General features: G+C 43.0%; 9 protein-coding genes. 5 read left to right on the top strand and 4 right to left on the bottom strand.

Features of this window, described 5'->3' with window-relative positions:
• Window positions 1-216: 216 nt before the first annotated feature.
• Window positions 217-1,881 carry a hypothetical protein gene (locus AC59IL_RS24215; RefSeq protein WP_496554783.1) on the bottom strand — a complete coding sequence of 555 codons (1,665 nt, stop codon included), beginning with the start codon at window positions 1,879-1,881 and terminating at the stop codon, window positions 217-219.
• A 118-nt stretch (window positions 1,882-1,999) separates the two neighbouring features.
• Window positions 2,000-5,026 carry a tetratricopeptide repeat protein gene (locus AC59IL_RS24210; protein WP_496554782.1) on the bottom strand — a complete coding sequence of 1,009 codons (3,027 nt, stop codon included), beginning with the start codon at window positions 5,024-5,026 and terminating at the stop codon, window positions 2,000-2,002.
• A gap of 168 nt (window positions 5,027-5,194) precedes the next feature.
• Between AC59IL_RS24210 and AC59IL_RS24205 the strand changes: the two genes are divergently transcribed.
• Together AC59IL_RS24205 and AC59IL_RS24200 are read left to right on the top strand one after the other, a co-directional pair.
• Window positions 5,195-5,605, top strand: coding sequence for a DoxX family protein (locus AC59IL_RS24205; RefSeq protein ID WP_496554781.1), 411 nt, complete (start codon window positions 5,195-5,197; stop codon window positions 5,603-5,605).
• A gap of 155 nt (window positions 5,606-5,760) precedes the next feature.
• On the top strand, window positions 5,761-6,174 hold the full coding sequence (locus AC59IL_RS24200; RefSeq protein WP_496554780.1) for an acyl-CoA thioesterase: 414 nt from the start codon (window positions 5,761-5,763) through the stop codon (window positions 6,172-6,174).
• 134 nt (window positions 6,175-6,308) lie between these two features.
• Here AC59IL_RS24200 and dacB read toward each other — a convergent pair whose 3' ends face one another.
• Complete coding sequence (gene dacB, locus AC59IL_RS24195; RefSeq protein ID WP_496554779.1) at window positions 6,309-7,739, bottom strand: D-alanyl-D-alanine carboxypeptidase/D-alanyl-D-alanine endopeptidase; 1,431 nt, start codon at window positions 7,737-7,739, stop codon at window positions 6,309-6,311.
• A 214-nt stretch (window positions 7,740-7,953) separates the two neighbouring features.
• On the opposite strand from dacB, the gene AC59IL_RS24190 reads away from it, so the two are divergent.
• From AC59IL_RS24190 to AC59IL_RS24180, 3 genes are all read left to right on the top strand, one after another.
• Complete coding sequence (locus AC59IL_RS24190; RefSeq protein WP_496554778.1) at window positions 7,954-9,210, top strand: competence/damage-inducible protein A; 1,257 nt, start codon at window positions 7,954-7,956, stop codon at window positions 9,208-9,210.
• Between the two features lie 317 nt (window positions 9,211-9,527).
• Complete coding sequence (locus AC59IL_RS24185; RefSeq protein WP_496554777.1) at window positions 9,528-10,904, top strand: dihydrolipoamide acetyltransferase family protein; 1,377 nt, start codon at window positions 9,528-9,530, stop codon at window positions 10,902-10,904.
• A 185-nt stretch (window positions 10,905-11,089) separates the two neighbouring features.
• Window positions 11,090-11,806 carry a hypothetical protein gene (locus AC59IL_RS24180; protein WP_496554776.1) on the top strand — a complete coding sequence of 239 codons (717 nt, stop codon included), beginning with the start codon at window positions 11,090-11,092 and terminating at the stop codon, window positions 11,804-11,806.
• Between the two features lie 18 nt (window positions 11,807-11,824).
• On the opposite strand, the gene AC59IL_RS24175 is transcribed toward AC59IL_RS24180, so the two are convergent.
• Window positions 11,825-14,806 (bottom strand): alpha/beta hydrolase family protein, encoded by a 2,982-nt coding sequence (locus AC59IL_RS24175; protein ID WP_496554775.1) that lies wholly within the window; start codon window positions 14,804-14,806, stop codon window positions 11,825-11,827.
• Between the last annotated feature and the right edge of the window lie 96 nt (window positions 14,807-14,902).

The raw sequence follows: 14,902 nt of genomic DNA, 5'->3' as shown, positions 1-14,902 counted from the left end.
TAGCTGGAAAAAAAGGTATCTATCGTTCACCGTTTTTCACCTAACGCCGCGAAAAAAAATCTATAATGCATCGTTTTTCACTTATAACGAGGGAAAAAAAATCTATAACGCATCGTTTTTCACCCATCGTCCGGCAAAATGTACTTATGAGCAGGTGAAAAAGTTATAACGGAGAATATCTGCCTTTGAATCCCCCGGGGTTTCAACCTGATCCCCTTATTTCGTATTAAAAGAATAAGTAATTCCCCCCAACACATTAAACCCAAATACTTTATACTGGTGCCAGCGCTCATAGTCGTCGTTCAACAGGTTATTGAACTGCACCCACAAATTGAAGTTTTTGGTAATTCGAAACTCGGCGCCGGCATTGAGGTCAAATGCTTTATCGCCTTTGAAACTTTCACCGTTTGCACCAATGTAGCGGGCGCCTTTCCACGTCCACAGTTCGCTGTACAACCACAGGTCTTTTAACAATTGCCAGCGCACCGAGGCATTCAACTCAACAGGTATTAACCCCCATGCCCTTTTCTCCTGCTCCAATCCGTAAAAGTTGTTGAATGTAACTCCTGCCGAGGCCCTGAACTCCTCCCCGATGGTATAAGCCATTTCGCTGTGCAGTTGTAAAGCATTCATTTTTGGCTCGTACCGTATATTAAAGGTATTTCCAAACAACGTATCGTTTACGAACAATGGCATATTATGGTAAGTAAGCACACCTACTTTGGCTGAATATGTGAAATGATTACCCAGCGAACCTTTTATACCACCATACATTTCAACCGTGCGGGTGTTGAACAATGAATCGGGCTGTGCAAGCCAGGGATTAATGGAGGCAAAGCGCTGATAAGAACCTTTATTGTAGTATCCTATCCAACCGCCCTGAATAGTAAATTTCTTGTCGTTGGTGGTAACATCTGCCATGATATTGGGCAGCATATGAAATTGTTTCTGATCCCACGATGGCAAAATACCGGCATGTATGTACAGGTTAGTTGTTTTCACCAGCACAGCTGCCGAAACGAGGTATAAATTGTTCTGATCTTTCAGCTTATCGCCTTCTTTACCTTTTTTATAATTGGTAAGATCGGCAGTAGCGCCCAGATCGAACGCAAAGTTGTCTCCAAAGGTTTTCTCTAACGGAAGATTTACCACGGTATTGGTTTCACTTCCTTTGCCTATGGCAGTGTGATTATCACTAAATCCGCTTACGCGAATGCTGGGGTGGAAATTCAATCCAAACTCAGTAGGATTTATATTGCGGAAATCAATTTTTCCTTCAATGGTCTGAAAGCGTTGCCGCAAATCATCCTTCGCAAATTTCAGCGAATCGGGCTGGTACCCATATAAAAAATAATCATCGCTTCTGAAACCTAAGCTTCCGTTCCATTCAAGATTTTTGGGCGTTTTGTAGGTAGCCGCAGCGGCTACTGCAGTTTGACTGTTCTTTTGAAAAGGCAAATCACCCTTTGATGTATAGTGATTGGCAAACACGTTGAAGAAAGTGTTTTTGCCATCGCCGAAACTAAAACCTGCTTTCACAAACGGCTGATGAACATTACCTATACCTGCTTTAATATAATTGCTGTACTGCCACGAGCCCAGCGAATCAACTTTTAAAGCTACCGGATGCAATCCCGCCGGCTGGTAGGTAAAGAATAAATTTTGTGCAGGTATATTATAGTTAAGTCTCGGTTTGGTAGTATCTGCTGCCGGTTCCGTAGCATTGAAATTAATTTTTGAAGCCTCACGTAAAACCGGTTTAAAAGTAGAGGTAACATCAATGGTTTTGCCTTTATTAGTTTCCTGTGCATGCACTAAACCTGCTGCGCCTAAAAAGCATCCACTGAAAATGAAAACTGATAATTTAACTTGTTTATTCATCTGAAACAATGTTCGTGAATGGTCAATCGTGAATGGTGAATGGTCAATGCCTCTCTGACTGTTTGAATTTCCCTTGTAACCTGTAACTGGTAACTGGTAACTGGTAACTGGCATCCTGCTATCCTCCCACTTTACTGTTCTTCCGCTCCTCTTCCACCGTTTGCTTCAGTTTGCGGTCGGCTTCCTGACGCAGGTCTTCGAGTTTGGCATTATCAACTATACTTTGAAAAGTGGCCTTGGCATTGAAATAATCTTTCTCTTTTAAATAGATATCGCCGAGTAACAAATAAGCTCTGGTAACCCATATTTCGTATGAACCGGCTTTGTTTACCACTTCAAATGCAGCCTTTTCGGCATCACTCATACGATCCTGTACAAAAAAGCAATGAGCAATTTCATAACGCGCTTCGGCGCCATAAGCCGATTTATTTAATGAGGCAACCGTTCTGTAATACGTTATTGCCTGATCGCACTGATTGGCCGTTTGGAAACTTTTGGCAATGGCCATATTGGCTACCACCTTATCATCAGACCCGATGCCTTTCTGATTCAGCAATTCTTTGGCATTGGTTACGGCGTCATTCCATTTTTGTAACTGGTACTGACTACGCAATAATCCGCGCATAGCCTCGAGCTTATTTTCCTGTGAGCCGGCAAATTCTTTCAGCTTCGAAAAATATTTTTCCGATTTATCGTAATTCTTCAGCTCAAAGAAATTTAACCGCGCCGCATTCAGCAATGCCTTTTCTCCAAATTTATTGGGAACCAGGTCGGCCAGTTTTTCATATCCTTCGGCGGCTTTTGCCCAGTCTTTCTGATTAAAATATATTTCACTCTTATAATACAATGCTTCGAGCGAATATTTTCCATCGGGAAAACGGGTAATATATTCCTCAAATTTTTTCGCAGCAACCGGAAAATTCCCATTATTGAATTGCACTTCGGCCTGCTGATACATCAGCTCATCTTCCTGGTTGGTTGTAATTTCTTTACCCATCGAACGGGCAAAAGTTACATATTCGTTGGTTTTACCCTGTTCAACATAAATAATACGGGCATTTTCAAGCGCTGCATCTGCCTCGGGCGAATTGGGGAATTGCTGTAAAACGGCCGTATATTGCTTCAATGCTTCATTATCGTTATTCAGGTTGTAATACGCAATACCCATTTTAAGATAGGCCTTTGGTTTGAGCGACGACACCGGATCACTGATCACATTCTTTAAAAAAGGAATGGCCTGCTGAAACTGCTCGCTGGCTATATAAGTCATGGCAATTTCCATATTGGCATCGGCACTCAAATTTGATCCCGGATAACGGCGACTGATAGTACTTAATAAATTGATCTTCTCTTTATCGTTGTTTACACCGGTTATCATGGCTTTCTGAAAAGTGGCATAATCGCCCGATGCCCATGAATAACCAATGATTTTATCGTACATGGCCAGCGCGCGCTTAAAGTCGCGGTTCATATAATAACAATCTGCACTGCGCACATAGGCATCCTGCTCCATGGGCGATGCATTGATCTTCGGATCTTTAACCACCTGCTCAAAAAATCCTAATGCCTGGTTATAATTTTCCCTTTTCAAAAAACAATAACCGAGGTTGTATTTGGCATTATTGGGATTTATTTCTCCATATGAAACCGGTCGTTTCAGGTATTCGAAGAAGTAGCGAATGGCATCATCGGGTTTATTTAACCGGTAGGCTATTTCGCCTTTCCAGAATAGTATTTGCGGTAACACGGCCGTATTATTGGCATCCGACTCGGCCCGTGTAAGCAAGTCGTTGGCGCTAACCAGCATACCATCATTGATCAATTCGGTGGAACGGCCGTATAATACTACCGGGTATAAGCGCCGCGCATTGGGCGATGGCGACTTTACACTTTCGATCAGTATCAGCGCATCTTTATAGTTATTGGTGCTGGCCAACATGTTCACCAGCAACTCCTTGGCCTCATTATTATAATCCGACTGCGGGTATTTTTGTAAAAATTCCTGCAACTCGTTTAAGGCAACGTCCTGGTAACCCAGTTCATACGAAAGCTTGGCATAATTAAACTGCGAAACCTCCTGTTGTTTTTGATTGCTGCTGTTATGCGCGCACAGCAAAAATGCGTTGCGGGCATTGGCCTTTTGACCGGTTTTTAAATAAGCATCTCCTAACATGTACATGGCATTTTGCGCCAGCGAATCTTCTTTACCGCTTATTTGTTTAAATCCGTCGATGGCCTTGTTCCAGTTTTTGGCATCGTAATAACAATAGGAAAGCTCGTAAATATCTTCTCTTTTTACACTATCGGCCTTGCTTACATAGGTTTCGAGGTAAGGCAGCGCTTTATCGAATTGTTTTTTCTCAAAATAAGCGTGCCCCACCATCTGGCGCATCTGCACATCGTAATACAGGTTGCCGCGTTTCAGTTTGGCTTCGGCATATTCCAGCGCCTTATCTTTTTGACCAAGCGAATAATAAATGCCTGCTATATAAAAAGGAACTACTTTACCGTAATTGGGATGATCTTCGACTATTGTAAATGCATCGAGCGCTTCTTTGTACTTCTTTTCATAAAAACAAATAAACCCGTAATAGTAATTGGCATCGGCATAATTGGGGTCGTTCTTTATTTGCCTGATGGCATCGAACATCGGCTTTGCCTTATCGAACCGTTTGGCCACAAAATAAGTATAGCCGAGATGAAATTTCATGTCGGCAATTTCCCGGTTGCTTAGGTTGCTGATATTTGCGCTTTCGTATAAAGCGGTTGCTTCGCCATAATCTTTCTGACGAAAATAATATTCGGCGAGGTGAAAGCTCATCATTTGCACGCGGGCCGAATTATCTTCGAGATTAATAAAATCACGTGCCTTTGCCACAGCGCCCTGTTCATTTTGTTTCAGGGCGCACACGATTGTATAATATTTTATTTCCTGATAATTGATAGCCTGGCCACTTCGGTCGGCTGCCCCCTGCTGCAACTGAAGGTCTTTTAATAAAGGATATGCCAGACTGTATTGCTCCCGCTGAAAGTATTCTTTGGCTTGCTTAAAAGTGGCCTGGGGATCGTTTATAACGCGGGTTTGTTGGGCATATGAAAAAGAGAAAAGACCTAAAAGGGTTATAAAGGCTGTCGTTTTTTTCATTCCGTATCCTTATATGTAGGTAAAACGAAGTAAAGTTTCTAAATATTTCTTCTTAAACCAAACATCGTTCCAAACACATGTGGATAAATAGCAGGATTAACAATTCTTTTTAATACTAAATGGTAAAAAAACAAATACCCTTATTTTTGAGCACCTAAAAACCAACTCATGAAAAGACTACTGAGTACCGCCTGTTCCGAAACATCATTTAATATTGCTGTTTTGTTAGTACGGGTTACGTTCGGTTTAATGTTATTGCTCAATCATGGTATTGAGAAGTTAAAACACTTTGCCCAGTTACAGCAAAGGTTTGCCGACCCCTTTCACATTGGTACAACACCATCCCTGATGCTCGTGCTTTTTGCCGAAGTATTTTGTGTGGTTTTTGTAGTACTGGGGCTTTTTACCCGGCTGATGGTAATACCGGTTGTGATCACTTTTGTTGTTGTTGTTTTTATGATCAATAAGGGGTATAGAGAGCCGGGACAGGAACTGGCCGTTTTGTACCTGGCCGGATTCTTTAGCATTTTTTTAATGGGTTCGGGCAAATACAGCATCGATGGCGCCATGGGAAAATAATCCCCGTGAATAGTGAATGGTCAATGGTCAATAAACAACCCGCAATCGGGTGCCTGTTCATTGACCATTTGCCATTCACATTTTAACATTCACCATTCAAAAATTTAACATTCGCCATTGACCATTCACTATTCACCATTGACCATTCACTCACCATGTTTATATCCGAAACACAAATACGGGTGCGCTACGCCGAAACCGACCAGATGAATGTAGTATATTATGGAAACTATGCCCAGTATTTTGAAGTAGGCCGTGCCGAATCGATCCGCCAGTTGGGATTCACTTATAAAGATATGGAGGCCATGGGTGTAATTATGCCCGTGATTGAAATGCATTGCCGTTATTTACGAACCGCGCATTACGACGATTTGCTTACCATCAAAACTACATTGAAAGAATTACCAGCCGACCACCGCATCGAATTTCATCAGGAAGTATTCAATGAAAATAAAAAGCTGCTAACGGTTGGCCGTGTGGTGTTGTATTTTGTAACCGCCAATGGCATGCAAAAAACCACCATGCCGGTGCAATTATATGATAAGCTGAAACCATTCTTTGGTTTGTAGTTTGAGGTTTGTAGTTATTTGAACAAGCTCACTATTATTTTAGCCCCACTCATTTTCCGGGCGTCATCTCCGGAACTGCTAATCAAGGATTAAAGTGCGGCAGCAACCACAAACAACAAACTCCAAACCATAAACTACTTCAACACATCGAGTACTTTATACATCTTCTTCACCACCTCTGCTGCCGATCCATCGTAATTATTTACAATGATCGAAAAAATGTATTGTTTTCCGTCTTTCGCTGTATGATAACCGGCAAAAGCCCGGCCGCCGCCAATGGAACCGCTTTTCATTTTCATACCATTGTATTCGGGCAACGCATTGTAAAAAGCGTTGAACCAGGGCCGTGTTTTGGCATATTGCAAAACTTTTACTTCGGCATCGGTAGTTACCCGGTTTTGCGGCGATAGTCCGCTGCCGTCGATAATATTGATGGCACCTTTATCAATGCCATGCTCAGCCCAGAAATTGCGCACCACTTCAACTCCTTTTTCAGTGCTGCCCAACTCGCTTTTTTCACGGGCCATTGTTTTAATCAGCGCTTCACCATACAGGTTAATGCTTTTTTTAAGAAACCAGTAATTGATGCTGTCGAGCGGTGGCGAATAATGAACGGAAATGATATTTGGTGAGAAAAGTGATTCCATAACTTTCTGATCCTGAAAAAGCGATGAGTCTTTTCGAAAAGCCGAAAAGGTTGAATCTATTGCGATTCCATGGCTTCGGAGGTTTTCGGTTACGGTTTGAGTCAATTGCACCGTAGGTTTTGGAAAAGAACCCGAAATCGTAAATTCGCTTACCCCCATGGGTATTGTTCCGCGCACATAACCATAATCTGAATATGGTGCCATATAAATATAGGCATTATCACCGCTGTTTTTTTCACCCGTAGTAACTTCACACCACAATTCGGCATTAACAAGTTTTGGCTTTGTGATTAATATTTCAGCCTTTTCTCCAACTGCTTTTCCGGGACGCAGTATTAAATCATATTGGTTTTCGTGCCAGTTCAGAAAATCGCAACCTGCTCCATAATAATTACCGATATCCTGCCAGATCCATCCATCGGGTATAGGTGGAGACCATTCGTTTGTAGGTCGAAAGCTCCACACTCCGCCTTGCACTTTTTTAATCTTCAGGCTCTTAATAGCCGACATCCATTTATCAAGTATCACTTCTTCTTTGGTACTATTGTATCGCCAGCTTCCTAAAGTAGGATCTCCGCTTCCAATTATATAAAGTTCTCCTTTTAAAACTTCATTTTCAATGCGGCCACCATACCCCAATTGCGTTTTATACCGGTAACTGGCTCCCAGCAATTCAAAAGCCGCCCCACTCGTAAATAATTTCTGGGTACTGGCCGCAGGCAAACCCAATTGCGAATAGTGCTCATACAGGGTTTTGCCGGTTTGTGCATCAACTACGCATAAACTGATGATGCCATGACGCACCTGCTCATCAGCCTCGAATTGTTTAACGGCATTGGCCAGCTTCACAGCAACAGATTGTGCGGTAACGTCACGAACATATAATGAAATAAAGAATAGGATAATTAATTTCTTCATGCGTCAAAATTGAGTAAGGAAATTTGAGGCCTGAAAATTAAACAAAACCGAAGCCAATTAACCGGTTTAAATTGAGGTATCAACCATCTTACAATCAAACCCTCCACTATCAAATCATTTTCATCCCGCTTTTTGCGGTACTAATTTGCATCCCGCCTTGCGGGACTAATTTTCACATTGATTTTGACACTACTTTTGTTGGTAATTGATTCGTATGGAAAAAATTATTGCATCCATTATAACTATTGGCGATGAGTTACTGATAGGTCAGGTAATTGATACCAACAGCGCTTTCATAGCGCAGGAGCTGAATAAAGCAGGCGTATGGGTGAAGCGCAGGGTTGCAGTTGGTGATAGTAAGGAAGAGATCATTCGCGCCCTGGATGAAGAAAGCCGCGATACAAATATTATTATCATAACAGGAGGGCTGGGCCCAACCGCCGATGATATTACCAAACCGGTTTTGGCTGAATATTTTGGTGGCAAACTGGTTGTGAACGAGGATGTAAAAAAACACCTTATTTATTTGTTTGAGCAGGTTTTTCGCCGGCCAATTATCGAACGCAATATGAAACAGGCCGAAGTGCCGGATGTTTGTACGGTGTTGCCCAATGCCCGGGGTACGGCCCCTGGTATGTGGTTCGAAAAAAACGGTAAAGTGTTTGTTTCCCTGCCGGGTGTTCCGCACGAAATGAAGGGTTTAATCATTAATGAAGTGGTGCCCCGCCTGCAACAGGCTTTTTCAATGCCCTTTATCGCACATCGCACATTGCTTACAGTGGGCATTGGCGAATCTTTTCTGGCCGAAACCATTTTACATTGGGAAGAACAACTGCCTGCACACCTGAAACTGGCCTATTTGCCTAATTATGGTATGGTACGGTTGCGCATCACCGGGTGGGGAACCGATAAAGAGCAACTTGAAAAAGAGTTGGACACTGAATTTGCTGCGCTGAAAACGCTGGTACGTGAGTGGCTGGTAACCGATGAAGACAACACACTGCAAATGGCGCTCAGCAAAATCTTACGATCGCTTAATAAAACAATGGCCACAGCCGAAAGCTGTACAGGTGGTTATATTGCCCACCTGATTACGGCTATTCCTGGCGCCAGCAACATATTTAAAGGTGGTATTATTAGTTACGATAACGAAATAAAGATCAGGGAACTGCACGTATCACCGGCTACTTTACGCAGTGAAGGTGCAGTAAGTGAAGAGGTGGTTAAAGAAATGGCATCCGGTGCATTGGCCGCTATGAACACCGACTATGCAGTGGCCGTATCGGGCATTATGGGTCCCGATGGCGGTACCCCCGAAAAACCAGTGGGCACTGTTTGGGTGGCTGCAGGCGACCGGCACAAACTGGTTACGCAAAAATTTCAGTTCAGGTTCGATCGCGACCGCAATATCGAAATGACAGCAACACAGGCATTAAACCTGTTACGGAAATTTATTGTTGAAAATGGTTAAGCAAACGATTGTTAGTAAATCATTACCTTTGGCGCTCGTGAGCGGAGGCAGGAAATCCTGAGCGAAGTCGAATGGTTGCCCTGCAGGTTCTGAGCGAAGAACTAATAAGCAAAGGTTGAACACATAGGATGAGCGAACGTAAAGCTTAGGATAAACGAAGGATGAACGGGGACGAGCAAGGGGAAATACGTTTTATGCGTATTTAATCATAAGTTCGCAGCCCCTGAGTATTTTAATCCGGGTACTATGGGAAAAAATCCAAAAGTGAAATCGTAAACCAGTCCCGTCAAAGCGGGATATAAAATCTGCAATTGCATATGGCTTTAGTTGACCTGGTGATGCCTAAAATGGGTGAAAGTATTACAGAAGCCACTATTTTAAAGTGGTTTAAACATCCCGGTGAAACAGTAAAGATGGATGAACCGGTGCTTGAAATCGCCACCGATAAAGTGGATAGTGAAGTACCGTCGGTAGCGGAAGGCGTGATAGAAGAAACTTTCTTTAATGTAAATGATGTGGTACCTGTTGGCGCTATTATTGCCCGCATACGGTCTGGCGCTGCTGAACCCGCAACAACCACTACTCCGGTAACAAGTCCGGCCAACCAGGTTGCCGACAGTCGCCCGCTGGTACACGAAACCAATCACAAACCGGTTACAACCGAAGCATATACGCATACCCCCACACAAAACGGAGCCCGCTTTTATTCACCGCTGGTGCTGAACATTGCATCGAGCGAAGGCATCAGCCTGAGCGAACTGGAAAATATTCCCGGTACCGGTAATGAAGGACGCGTAACCAAAAAAGATATTCTGCAGTATGTTTCCAATAAAAAGGCCGGTAAAGTAAGCAGCCCTGCTGCAACAACCCGCCACGAGCATGAAACAGTTACAGCCACTACAACCACTGTTTCGGCCAATACCAAACCAACCATTTTACCGCAGGTACACGAAGAACGTCAACTGGTTCAAACAACATACACCGGTAATGTTGAGATCATTGAAATGGACCGCATGCGCAAACTGATTGCCGATCACATGATACGCAGCAAGCAAACCAGTGCGCATGTAACCAGCTTCACCGAAGCCGATGTAACCAATATGGTTCTGTGGCGCGATAAATGGAAAAAAGATTTCGAAAAACAGGAAGGCGAAAAGCTCACGTTTACGCCTCTGTTCATTGAAGCAATTATTCGTTGCATTAAAAAATATCCCTGGTTAAACAGCAGTATCGACGGCGATAAACTGATTGTTAAGAAAGATATAAATATCGGAATGGCTACGGCCCTGCCAACCGGTAACCTTATTGTGCCGGTAATTCGCAACGCCGATCAGTTGAACCTGGTAGGATTAACAAAACAGGTAAACAGCCTGTCGAATGCAGCCCGCAACAACCGGTTACGTCCCGATGATACACAGGGCGGAACCTTCACATTAACCAATGTAGGCACATTTGGCAGCTTAATGGGTACGCCTATCATTAACCAGCCACAGGTGGCCATACTGGCTACGGGCGTTATTAAAAAACGGCCCGTGGTAATTGAAACCGAACAGGGCGATTTTATTGCCATACGCCATATGATGTATCTGTCGCTTTCGTACGATCACCGTATTATCGATGGCGCCCTTGGCAGCACTTTCCTAAACGCCGTTGCCAAAGAGCTCGAAAACTTTTCAACCGATAGAACGCTGTAATCATCAGCTTGCTATAACAATATAAACCCCGGCAAAACGCCGGGGTTTTTTCATTTATGGTTCGATAGTTTGATTCAATCCGTCAACTCAGTTTTAACTAAAAAAACTTAAAATACCACTTCCAGACCTGAGGCTTTTTTTGTAAATTCATTATAGCGACAAACCTAAACTTAAAACGTAATCACATGAAAACACTGTCAGAAACCTGGTTTGCCGAGGGTTATATTGATTTTGAGTTGAAAAAATATACACTCCTCGCTTACCTTCAGCAGGTAATCAAATACTTCAACGAATCGAAATTATATCCCCAGTTATCTGATGTAATTTTTCACTACCACAATCTGCAGGCCTTAAAACAAAATAAAAAGTTTTTGCAGGAACAGTTTCCCAAAAAGCTGTCGGGCATACAACTCGAAAAACTGCAATTACTATACGAACAGATCATTGAAGATGATGAACTGATGCAGGAACTGGAAGAAATCATCAATTTTGCGGCTGAAAAAATGAAAACCACCATCAGCAGCGGTACCGAGATCTATGAATTTGTAGAAGACAAACTGAATATTTTTCCCGTTGGCCTTGTGCCGCTCGATACCAACGAAGGCTATTTCTTTTTAAGCGAAGGCACATACCGGCATACATTGGTTTATCAATACCGGCTAAGCTTCTTTGAAAAGCACGATGAAAAGTATAGGGCTATCAGAACAGAATATGTGAACGAATGGGAGCGTAACATTGTAAATAGCTACGAAAATATAAAGGCCGAATTGTTGCGTCAAAAAAAAGACCTGCCCAATCCGGCCGTATATTCAATAGAAACTGATTTATCATTCCCGATTCCCGAAACATTATTACCCGTGGCAAAACGCAGTCTCGTACGGTACATTTCGAAGGCGGCGTAATAAGCCATCGAACCATTTTCACTGCTCCATTTCAAGGCCCCACTCAATACCTTTACTGGTAGCAGGCACCCCTTCTGCCATCCACCTGGGTGCCGGCGCTCCTTTTAGGAAATAATCGAAATACTGTCCCAGACGAACGCTCAGGTCCTTACGATTTCGCCTTTCAACGAGGTTATGATCTTCTCCATTGTATTGAAGCATCCACACTTTTTTGCCTAAACGCCGCAGCGCTGTAAAATACTCAATGCCCTGGTACCAGGGAACGGCGCCATCGGCATCGTTATGCATGATCAGTAAAGGCGTAGTTATTTTATCGGCCCTGAACAAAGGCGAGTTTTTTATGAACAGATCGGGCCGTTGCCACAAAGTATACCCGATACGACTTTGTGATCTTTCGTATTGAAACTGCCGGTTTACACCGGAGCCCCACCGAATACCGCCATAAGCGCTTGTCATATTAGATACAGGCGCCCCGGCTTCGGCAACCGCAAATAAATTAGTGCGTGTAATCAGATAAGCCACCTGATAACCGCCCCAGCTTTGCCCCTGTATGCCCATCCTGGTACTATCAACCCAGGGCATTTTTGCAAAATATCTCGCAGCCGAAACAACCGAATTATAAGCGCTTTCACCCGGCTCTCCGTTTTTATAATGAATGTCGGGCACAAATACGATGTACCCGTTGCTTACAAACCAGGGAATGTTGATGGTAGAAGCACTGGGAGCAGGCGCCCGGTATAGGTACAAGCCATCAGCATTTCTTTCGTAGAAGTAAAATAGTACCGGGTATTTCTTTTTGGCATCAAAGTTTTCGGGTTTGAATAATAACCCCTCCGATATTTTTCCATCGAACATTTTCCATTTTACCAGTTCGGCAGTTAACCAGTTATAATCTTTTTGCTGAGGATTGGTGGTAGCCACCTCAATAAATGTCATTGAGTCGCTATGCTCGTTGAAATCATCCCAGCCTTTCACTTTGCCTACATCAAATGAATCGAGCCTGACAATTACAAGTGCCGTTGATAGTTTATAGCTTTCAATGGTATGCAGATAGCTATTGGAATTTTTTGCTTTTACTACCTGTAAACCGACCCAAACAGGAGCATAAAACTGATAGGGAATATAATCCTTTGAACGGAGTTTATAAATACACAACCCGGTATGCTTGTTTACTTCATTAAGCGATCTGAAAGCCAGCATTTGATTGTTTGAAATGTACTTTTCATCCTTGTCGGTAGTCAAATACCGGTAGGTCATTTTATGCTTTCTGCCATCTCCTTTTGTAAAGTTGCGCGGGGCATGTTTTGCTTGGGGATCGCATTGCCAAACATCGTACCTGTCGTACACATACACATACTGATCGTTCTCATGCCATTTCATCAATCCGTATGGCGGTGGATCATCGGGGTGATCATCCTCTTCATCATACAACGGCGCTTTTATATTTTTAGTAATATTGGTAATGACGCCGGTACTTACCGTATAAGTAAAATAATTTCTGTCGTTTAAATCGTACCAGATCACATATTTTCCTTTCGGCGAAATAGAAAAATTGCCGCGCTGTTTTTCTTTTACCAGTTTTCTTGAACCGTCTGTTACCGATACGATCCAGGCTGTATACTTTACAAATCCCTGCCATTGAAGCTCTACCCTGCTTCCTTTTGTTGTAGTGGCCAGTACGTAAGGCGCATTGCCTTCATCGGCTGGTATTACATTTTCAGCATCATCTGCCCCTAACTGAATTACTTTATCGTCGTTGCCATTCAATACTGCTGTATAACTTTTTTGCAAATCGCTTTTTACCTGCACCAGTTGCTGAGGCTGCAGGTAATCATCATTGTAATGCCATATATCCAGCTTCGCTGTTTCAAAATCAACCAGTGTAGTGTCTTTGGGTTTGCGAACGGGCATCAAACCAAAAAATAACCGTTGTCCGTTTTTGCTAAACATCAGGCTGGCCGATTCACTGACCGTTAATCCTTTGGCCACACCGGCCGTATTTCTGTCAACACGTAGTTGCGCACTATCCAGGCCCGGCCGGTAATACCACAGTTTGTAAAACTTTTGAAGGGCTTTTTGAACACTGTCGCGTTCTGCTATAAAAGCCAGTTGTGATCCTTCTTCATCGATCGCAAAATTGCGGGCAGCATTGAAACGGCGCATAACCGTATCGGTTTTTCCATTCCCTGCATTGTACCAAAGTATCGATGCAGGCAACAGCAGATCGGCTTTGCTTCGGGTAGTTTCAATAACAAATACGTTTCCTGTTTTGCTGAAATAATAATCGCTTACCAACTGGTATTTTTTCTCATCGCCGTTATATAAATTCAGCAGAACCAGTTCGGTGCCTTCTTCAATTTCTTCGCCCGGTTTTGACTTCGCTTCTTTTTTATCTGTTTTTATAGCCTGTAATCCTTTTGTTTTTACTTCATTGGCTTTATCGCGAATACTGTCGGCCATCCGGGTGAGGCTATCCACCATTCGCAACATATTGTTCAGCTGTATAAGAGAATCGGAAGCTTTATTACCGGGTAACGGCTTTTCGTGCAGATATGCAACCCATTGCCCATTTCCTTTTTCGGGCGTTTTGTACGATTTTATATTGGGAATACGAATAATGCTGTTTTTACCCAGGTCAACAATAGCAAGACTGTCTTTGGGCATTTCATCAGGCAGTTTCTTTTTTATTTTAGCCTCGCGGGTGGCAGCATAAGGTGCCTTTATTTTACAAATTACAAACCGGTTGTCTTCGGTAATGGAGGCAGCATACCCGCGTTTAATTTCCATTTTGTGTAAACTATCGCTACTGCCCTGCACATACAAAACAGCATCGCCCTCCTGCGGTGTAATGGTGTATACCACCCACTGGCCATCATTACTGATGTATCGTTCATTAAAATTTTGCCACTTGTCGTATACCGAATGATCAAGGGGCTTTTTTTGTGCAGCGGCAGATAAACCTGCCAATAATAGCAGCGGAATATTATAAAACTTTCTCATGTGCCTGGTTGAAAAGCTAAATTAATGCAAACAGTCTTTTACCGGCAATTACTATCCTCCTTAACAGCCGTTTATAAATAATAACTTTCATCTGAG

Source organism: Niastella sp. sgz303648, from assembly GCF_059587045.1.
The sequence above is the reverse complement of the archived record's forward strand: the minus strand, read 5'-3'. Positions and strand labels throughout refer to the sequence as shown.

What these genes read in the sequence shown, in the direction of transcription:
- AC59IL_RS24200 (WP_496554780.1), top strand. Translation starts at nt 5,761, where the DNA reads ATGTTTATATCCGAAACACAAATACGGGTGCGCTACGCCGAAACCGAC.
- AC59IL_RS24180 (WP_496554776.1), top strand. Translation starts at nt 11,090, where the DNA reads ATGAAAACACTGTCAGAAACCTGGTTTGCCGAGGGTTATATTGATTTT.
- AC59IL_RS24190 (WP_496554778.1), top strand. Translation starts at nt 7,954, where the DNA reads ATGGAAAAAATTATTGCATCCATTATAACTATTGGCGATGAGTTACTG.
- AC59IL_RS24215 (WP_496554783.1), bottom strand. Translation starts at nt 1,881, where the DNA reads ATGAATAAACAAGTTAAATTATCAGTTTTCATTTTCAGTGGATGCTTT.
- AC59IL_RS24185 (WP_496554777.1), top strand. Translation starts at nt 9,528, where the DNA reads ATGGCTTTAGTTGACCTGGTGATGCCTAAAATGGGTGAAAGTATTACA.
- dacB (WP_496554779.1), bottom strand. Translation starts at nt 7,739, where the DNA reads ATGAAGAAATTAATTATCCTATTCTTTATTTCATTATATGTTCGTGAC.
- AC59IL_RS24210 (WP_496554782.1), bottom strand. Translation starts at nt 5,026, where the DNA reads ATGAAAAAAACGACAGCCTTTATAACCCTTTTAGGTCTTTTCTCTTTT.
- AC59IL_RS24175 (WP_496554775.1), bottom strand. Translation starts at nt 14,806, where the DNA reads ATGAGAAAGTTTTATAATATTCCGCTGCTATTATTGGCAGGTTTATCT.
- AC59IL_RS24205 (WP_496554781.1), top strand. Translation starts at nt 5,195, where the DNA reads ATGAAAAGACTACTGAGTACCGCCTGTTCCGAAACATCATTTAATATT.